Origin of the sequence: Candidatus Desulfatibia sp. (assembly GCF_036446775.1) — a bacterium.
Lineage (GTDB): Bacteria > Desulfobacterota > Desulfobacteria > Desulfobacterales > UBA11574 > Desulfatibia_A.
In genome coordinates, this window is record NZ_JAZFTO010000322.1 from 1 (window position 1) to 3,429 (window position 3,429).

The 3,429-nt window shown below is 42.3% G+C and carries 3 protein-coding genes; 2 read left to right on the forward strand and 1 reads right to left on the reverse strand.

The genetic code is table 11. The features are described from left to right. On the forward strand, positions 1-190 hold a 190-nt coding region (locus tag V3S16_RS15195; protein WP_413886434.1), incomplete at its 5' end, for a hypothetical protein. Between the two features lie 362 nt (positions 191-552). Next, positions 553-1,977: an IS66 family transposase gene (gene tnpC / locus V3S16_RS15200; protein WP_413886436.1), complete on the forward strand. Its 1,425-nt coding sequence runs from the start codon at positions 553-555 to the stop codon at positions 1,975-1,977. A gap of 26 nt (positions 1,978-2,003) precedes the next feature. Here tnpC and V3S16_RS15205 read toward each other — a convergent pair whose 3' ends face one another. Continuing rightward, positions 2,004-3,206 (reverse strand): ISL3 family transposase, encoded by a 1,203-nt coding sequence (locus tag V3S16_RS15205; protein ID WP_413886438.1) that lies wholly within the window; start codon positions 3,204-3,206, stop codon positions 2,004-2,006. Positions 3,207-3,429 lie beyond the last annotated feature (223 nt).

Sequence of the window (3,429 nt, forward strand, 5' to 3'; positions counted from 1 at the left end):
CCAAATTTTGATGTTTACTTTTTTAAATTATATCCCCTATCCGGCCCGAATGATCCGCCCCATCATCTGGGCGAGCTCCAAACCGATCTATAATTTGGAGGAAAATGATATCATCATCGGGGTTTCCACCATGCTTGCGAAAGTATTCGGCCTTAAGCGGCTCCCAAAGAGTCAGATCGTCGCCGATTAATGTGACAATTCTTCGGTTGGTACCGCCTGCCTTTTCAAGTTTTTCTAGTCTTGATTTAAGATACATTTTATCCCCCTTTTTGTTTCTTATTTTGTATCTATTCAGCGAAAAAATCAAAAATAAGTAAAAAACTACTTGACAAGGTTTTGCGGCGAAAATGCAAGATGAGTTCCTATACAAGTACTTTGCATGTTTTGGCTCATAGAGCAACTGATAGCCCGATCGGAAGGTTTTCTATCCAAACGCGGCAACCTTTTCGCCCAATTGAGTTTGTGGCGATAGAATCGATTACAGGGAGAAAAATCTCGGTTTAAAAACCTGTGCTATAATAGCTTCATTAAAAAACACAGGAACAGAACCGAATGAAGATCGACAACATTGATATCAAGGCTACGATTGAAAAGGCGCAACTGCTTATTCGTGAAGACAAGCAATTGTCATCGGCCACAAAATCAATGTTTGAGATTATGATCCTCATAATCACTTTGCTGGCTAATCGACTAAATCTAAATAGCACAAACAGTAGTAAGCCGCCATCAAGTGACCTAAACAGGAAGAAACAGCCTAAGCGTAAAACGGATAAGAAATCAGGCGGCCAAAAAGGCCACGTCGGTTCCACACTAAAGAGGATTGATGATCCTGATAAGGTCGAGTTGATAAAGATCGATCGAAGCACACTACCGCCTGGAAAATACAGACAGGTTGGCTTTGATACACGGCAGGTGTTCGATATCGATATCTCAAGAGTCGTAACCGAATACCGGGCTCAGATACTCGAAGATGACAATGGTAACCGGTTTGTTGCTTCCTTTCCCAAAAACGTTACAAAAGCGGTTCAATATGGGACAGATCTTAAAGCTCATTCGGTCTATATGTCACAGTTTCAACTTGTCCCCTATAACAGAATACAAGACTATTTTGCCGATCAGCTGCATATACCGGTCAGTGAAGGTTCGATTTTCAATTTTAACAAACAAGCCTTTCGGTTATTGGCCGACTTTGAAAATCAGGCCAATAATGCCCTGGCGGCTTCATATTTTGCCCATGCGGATGAAACGGGCATCAATATCGGTGGCAAAGGGCATTGGTTGCATTGCGTATCCAATGATGACTGGACACTTTATTATCCCCATGAGAAAAGGGGTAAAGAGGCCATGGATGACATGGGCATATTGAACAGGTTCAAAGGGATATTATGCCATGACCACTGGAAGCCTTACTATAGATACGATTGTACGCACGCTTTATGCAACGCCCATCATTTACGAGAACTGACAAGGGCTTGGGAGCAAGATGGTCAGCAGTGGGCAAAAAAGCTGAAAAATCTACTTGAAACGATTAATTGCAAGGTCAACGATGCCGGTGGCACGTTGGATATTCAAGAATCAAAAAAATACCGGCTAGAATACAGATCCCTGCTAAACCGAGGTGAAATTGAATGTCCAGAGCCGGTCCGGCCCAAAAAAAAGGGTAAAAGGGGTCGGATCAAAAAATCAAAATCCAGAAACTTGTTGGAACGTCTAAGAGATTATGAGCAAGACACGCTCAGATTTATGGATGATAAACAGGTTTCGTTTACGAATAATTTGGGTGAAAGTGATATCCGGATGACAAAAGTTCAACAGAAGATATCCGGCTGTTTTCGATCAATAGGTGGAGCCCAAATCTTTTGTCGCGTTCGAAGTTATTTGTCTACTTGTCGAAAACAAGGCGTAAAGTCAAGCCATGCATTGGATCTGCTATTTAACGGGAAATTGCCTGACTTTCTTATGCCGAAGGTAGTATAGATTAATAATTCGGGTTCTTCTCCGAATTAGTTGGAGAAAGCCTGATAGATTTTCAACGTAAAGTAGCGTAAATCATGGAATCCATAGGCTTTGCGTTTAATGACTTTAATTTTGTTATTTACCCCTTCCAACTTGCCGGTGTGGATGGGGTAATCGCAGCGGTTGATGATACCGTAACGATGCCGCTGTAACATGTTAACAAATGTGTTCACTGATCGAATATTTAATGAACGAGCCAGATCGCACCAATGATCGAGTGCCTTGGCAGCCCAGCTCCTGGATCGATAGGTCCATATATGTTTAAGTTTTTCCTTAAGGATCATTACGGTGTTTATTGCCTTATTCAATGCCAGCAACTCTTTAAGCTGGTTTCGATGGCTTTGCTTGCGTACGTTTCTACGGTTTTTCAACAACAGGTATTTGGCTCCTTTAAAAACAGCCTTGTCCTCTTTAGAGGCTTTGCGATATTCGCGGTTTCGGACTTTATCGATGACGCGGCTAAAATTGGCCACAACATGAAACAGATCGAACACTATTTTGGCATTGGGCAGTTTGTCATTTACCGCCTTGATAAATGGATCCCACATATCCATGGCTACTGCCTCAATCTTCTTGCGCTGGCTGATGCTAAGCTGATTAAAAAAGCGTTTCAGGGTTTTAGCTGTACGTTTTTTACCGACAAAAACAATTCGGCCGGCAAGAAAGTCCAACACGACGGTCAGATAGTTATGACCCTTTCGAATGGAAATCTCATCTACGGCTAGAATACGTAGGCCCTTCAAATCGGGTTGACCATAGTCGTGTTCTAAATAAAACTTGTCGATGTTTTTGACCGTTTTCCAATCTATACCTAGATGGCGTGCCACTTCGGTAACGGTCATAAATCTGCAAAGCTGATAGATGTAACGGGCCAAACGAATCGTTACACGAAGGTACGGATGAAACAATTCCAGATCCTCGACATGAATGCCTTGACAGTGAGCACAAAACACTTTGCGATACCGGCAGGTGATCCAAGTCTGAGCCGTAGCAAAACTCAGATCTCGAATCCTTCGCTGTGTCCAACTGTGGGCTCCGGAAGCCCTTTGGCCGCATACCTGACAGATGGGTTGAAAGCGTTTGTCGGGTTCCGCATGAATGTGGGCTCCGGCTGCATCGGGTGTAACTGTTTGACCGATAATTTTTATTCGACGAAAGGGGAAATAAGGTGCTATACTGAGTACGGACATCGCAGGCCTCCTTTGGATAATGTTTTTTGGCGATTAAACTAATATCCTTTGAAGATACCGGATGTCCATTTTGTTTTAAAGTATTATCCATTTTTCCCTGTTTAACTACAACTAAATTGGAGAAGATCCAAAAAATTTAATAACACAGAAGGACCAAAAACGCAATTTTTCATGGGTTCGTATTAGAGGAAGCCAAAGTTGTACACTCTTAAAAATTTTGCTG

Bases quoted from the DNA above. Each gene is read 5' to 3' on its own strand.
- tnpC (WP_413886436.1), top strand. From the start codon at position 553: ATGAAGATCGACAACATTGATATCAAGGCTACGATTGAAAAGGCGCAA.
- V3S16_RS15205 (WP_413886438.1), bottom strand. From the start codon at position 3,206: ATGTCCGTACTCAGTATAGCACCTTATTTCCCCTTTCGTCGAATAAAA.